This is a genomic window from Clostridium sp. D43t1_170807_H7, from assembly GCF_015555905.1.
Lineage (GTDB): Bacteria > Bacillota > Clostridia > Clostridiales > Clostridiaceae > Clostridium.
The window spans coordinates 1-3,180 of the sequence record NZ_JADNLK010000053.1 but is presented as its reverse complement, the minus strand read 5'-3'; the positions used below and the strand labels follow the sequence as shown (position 1 = coordinate 3,180).

Below are 3,180 nucleotides of genomic sequence, written 5' to 3'. Positions count from 1 at the left end.
CCATAGCATCTGGTGATGATGGCGTAGAGGAAACACTCCTTCCCATTCCGAACAGGAAAGTTAAGCTCTACAGCGTCGATGGTACTGCACGGGGGACTGTGTGGGAGAGTAGAACGTTGCCAGGTAAAAAGATACTTAGTTTAAACTAGGTATCTTTTTTTGTTATAAAATAATATAAAACTGAAAATACAACGTTCTAGTCTCCCACTGGGAGAGTGAAAAGACATAACATGTCTTTTCCGGACAATTTAGTGGAGATTAATCGAAGCGTAAAAAATTGCTCTAACGAACGTTGCCAGGTAAGAAGATACTTAGTTTAAACTACGTATCTTTTTTTATAATAAAATAATATAAATATAGCAATTTACTATGTGAAGGAAAATTCATGTTATGAATTTCCTGGGAAATTAAAAAACTAGTAAAAATAAAAATATATAGAAAATAATGGAATAATGTGATAAGATTTAATACGAGGTGATTCCAGTGAAAAGGGTATTAAATTTTATAGCAGCAATAGTAACAGTAATATTAATGATATCTTGTAATCAAGAAAACAATATTAATACCAATGAAGAAATAAATGCGACAATGATCTCTCCTGATGGTTTGCCATCAATAGCTATAAGTAAATTAATAACTGATAATAGCAAATTTGAAAATATTACTTTAGAATGTTCAATTCAGAAAACTACAGATTTACTTTTATCAGAGTTAATGAAAGGGGAAGCTGATTTAGCAATAGTTCCATCAAATTTAGCATTACAAGCATACAAAAAAGAGTTAGGTTATAAAGTTGCAGCAACAATAGGTTGGGGGTCATTGTACTTAGTATCTACAGAAGATATTTCTGATATATCAGAATTAGAAGGATGTGAAATATATAATACTGGAAAGGGACTTACCCCGGATATTGTATTTCGAAATATATTATTAGATAACAATGTGAATGAAGAGAATATAGAGTTCTCTTATGTTGGAGCAGCATCAGAACTTGCACCATTACTTATTAGTGAACAAGCAAAATATGCAGTAGTTCCAGAACCAGTATTATCAACAGTAATGGCTAAAAATAGTAATATAAAAATTGTTCTAAACTTAAATGATGAATGGGCAAAAATCAATAATCTTGAAAAAGGATATCCACAATCAACATTATTAATAAAGGAAGAATTTTATAATAAGATAAAAGACACTAATGCATATGATAAATTAATAGAAACATTCAATGAAAGTGAAAAGTGGGTGATAGATAATCCACAGTTAGCGGCCGAAAAGTGCGAAGAAGTGGGGATAACTGTGAATAAAGATGTTATTAATGAATCTATAAAAAATAGCAATTTAAATTTTACAAAAATAGAAGATTCAGAAGAAGAATATGAAACCTATTTTTCCATTATAGATGCGGAAAATAAAGGGGAAAGTGGAGAGTATGACTCAATATTCATTAAAAAATAAAAAGTATTTAACTATTTCAATATTTATACTTATATTAGTTTGGCAAGTAGTAGCTATTATTGTTGATAATGTGCTACTTTTGCCTTCTTTTTTTTCCGTTTTATCGGACATATATACTATAATATTTACTGATAATTTTATAATACTAATATTTAGTAGCATCTTTAGATGTATAGAAAGTTTTATACTTTCATTAATTATGGCTATAATACTATCGATTATTAGTTATTTTAATAAATTTATTTATAATTTTTTATATGTAATAATAGTTTTTTTAAAAGCTATACCCACAATGGCATTTATAGTATTAGTATTAATTTGGACATCTAAGGACTTTGCACCAATAATAATAGGGATAGTAATCTCATTTCCAATTTTTTATGATGTTGTCTTAAATTCTTTATTGGATATTGATAAAAATTTATTACAGATGTTTAAAATATATAGAGTAGAAACTATAGATAAGATTCTTACACTTATAATACCTGTAATAATAATAGCAATTAAAAAAGTAATTAATTCAACCCTATCTTTAATATTTAAAGTTGTAATTTCAGGAGAAGTTTATTCTCAGCCACAGTATGGGATTGGCTCAATAATTCAATTTGAAAAAATGCAATTAAATACATCAAGGATTATTGCTTGGATGATAATAATAACTGTTATTGTTTGTTTTTTTGATTTCATTATTGGGAGATTTTTTGGAAAAGATAAATATATATGATAAATTTATAAAAATATAATAGAGGCATTTTTGTAATAAAGTTTTATAGAGGTATACGTTATAGGAGAGGGTAATAAGGAGTTATGCTAATAAGAGATATAAATTGTAAGTACGGAGAAAAAGTTATATATGAAGATTTTAATATAAATTTTGATGATAATAAGATAAATTGCATTATTGGAAAATCAGGTTGTGGAAAAACGACATTATTAAATAATATTGCAGAAATATTATTAAAAGAAAATAGAAAGATATCATATGTATTTCAAAGTGATTCACTTATACCTTGGAGGAATATATATAACAACTTAAAAATAGTAATAAAAAAATATTTAAGGGGAAAAGAGTTAGAGAGTGAAATTGATACTATTTTAGAATTAGTAGGATTAAGTGAATTTAAATATTATTACCCACATGAATTAAGTGGTGGTATGAAACAAAGAGTTAATTTAGCTAGAGCATTGATTGGAGGTCCGGAAATTATATTAATGGATGAGCCATTTAAATCATTAGATATTAAATGTAAGCAAAATATAATTGAAATAGTAAGAAAAATTAATCTGGAGAAAAAGACAACAATAATTTTAGTAACACATGATAAAGAGGAAATATTAAATTTAGCAAATTCAGTATTTTTATTAGGTGAAAGACCAGTAAAAATATTAGATAAGGGTAATGAAAAGGATATTAAAAATATTATAGAAAAAATTATATAAAAATGTATTGACTAAGCAATTTAATAGTGATAAGATAAAACACGTCGCTGATGACAGAATACTTAAAAACTTAGAAATGAGTTATTGACATGTATTTCTTGAGGTGATAACATAATCAATGTCGATTACGATAAACGTTAAAACTTAAAAAAAGTTATTGACAGATATGGTGATAGATGATAAACTAAATAAGTCGCTTCGGTGCGATAGAGTAAATGGTCTTTGAAAATTGAACAGAATATAGTTAAAGTAAACCAGCAATTCTTTTGAGATAAGTAAGAATCT

General features: G+C 26.6%; 3 protein-coding genes and 1 rRNA gene. All 4 read left to right on the top strand.

All coding sequences use genetic code 11. From position 1 onward, the window contains the following. The first annotated feature begins 8 nt into the window (after positions 1-8). Positions 9-125 (top strand): 5S ribosomal RNA (gene rrf / locus I2E98_RS15580). Positions 126-483: 358 nt separating this feature from the next. Further along, a complete protein-coding gene (locus tag I2E98_RS15575) occupies positions 484-1,455 on the top strand; it encodes an ABC transporter substrate-binding protein (protein ID WP_195469785.1) in 972 nt (323 codons plus the stop codon). Continuing rightward, entirely contained in the window at positions 1,430-2,179 is a 750-nt protein-coding gene (locus I2E98_RS15570) for an ABC transporter permease (RefSeq protein WP_195469784.1), read from the top strand. The genes I2E98_RS15575 and I2E98_RS15570 overlap by 26 nt, the downstream gene beginning before the upstream one ends. An 83-nt stretch (positions 2,180-2,262) precedes the next feature. After that, positions 2,263-2,895, top strand: coding sequence for an ATP-binding cassette domain-containing protein (locus I2E98_RS15565; RefSeq protein ID WP_195469783.1), 633 nt, complete (start codon positions 2,263-2,265; stop codon positions 2,893-2,895). The last annotated feature ends 285 nt before the right edge of the window (positions 2,896-3,180 follow it).

What these genes read in the sequence shown, in the direction of transcription:
- I2E98_RS15565 (WP_195469783.1), top strand. Translation starts at nt 2,263, where the DNA reads ATGCTAATAAGAGATATAAATTGTAAGTACGGAGAAAAAGTTATATAT.
- I2E98_RS15570 (WP_195469784.1), top strand. Translation starts at nt 1,430, where the DNA reads ATGACTCAATATTCATTAAAAAATAAAAAGTATTTAACTATTTCAATA.